At 28.1% G+C, this 713-nt stretch carries 1 protein-coding gene; it reads left to right on the top strand.

All coding sequences use genetic code 11. The features are described from left to right. Positions 1–713 (top strand): tyrosine-type recombinase/integrase (locus HMPREF2795_RS09220; protein ID WP_261675901.1); only part of this gene is annotated, 713 nt, incomplete at both ends.

Below are 713 nucleotides of genomic sequence, written 5' to 3'. Positions count from 1 at the left end.
TTTCTACTTACTTAGATTATTGCAAAACTCATAAACGTTTGAGTTCACATACGATTCGAGCTTATAAAAATGATCTTATGCAATTTTATAACTCAAACTATGATAATGTCGAATCCTATATCGAACACTTGACACAATCTAACATAAAAACGAATACATTAAGAAGAAAAATTGCTTGTATGAAGGTGTTTTATAATTATCTAAAATACCAGAACATAATTGAAGAGAATCCCTTCAATCAATTGCGCTTTCAATTTAGAACTGAAAAAATATTGCCTAAAACGATTCCGTATAATATTTTGAAAAATATTTTTTTATATTTAGAGCAGAGAGTAATTATTTCTAAAACTGACTTTCAAAAACAAAAAGCTGAAAGAAATCTATTAATCATTTCTCTTTTACTTTCGACGGGTATCAGAATTTCTGAACTTTGTCACATTCATCTCAAAGATATTAATCTTTCCAATAAGACACTTCATATTATAGGGAAGGGGAAGAAAGAACGTATCATATTTTTAGGAGACCAAACAACATTTAATTTATTAGAAATATATATAAATAAAATAGGGAAGGAATCCAATGGTTTTCTATTTCCAGGGAAACATTCGCCAAAACCATTGTCAGAGCAAAGTGTACGTTTAATTTTAAAGAGAATCGTTGAACAAAATAACTTATCTAGAACTATTACACCACATATGTTTAGACATAGCTTT

This window comes from Streptococcus sp. HMSC056C01 (genome assembly GCF_001811305.1).
In the GTDB taxonomy this organism is placed as follows: Bacteria; Bacillota; Bacilli; order Lactobacillales; family Streptococcaceae; genus Streptococcus.
The sequence above is the reverse complement of the archived record's forward strand: the minus strand, read 5'-3'. Positions and strand labels throughout refer to the sequence as shown.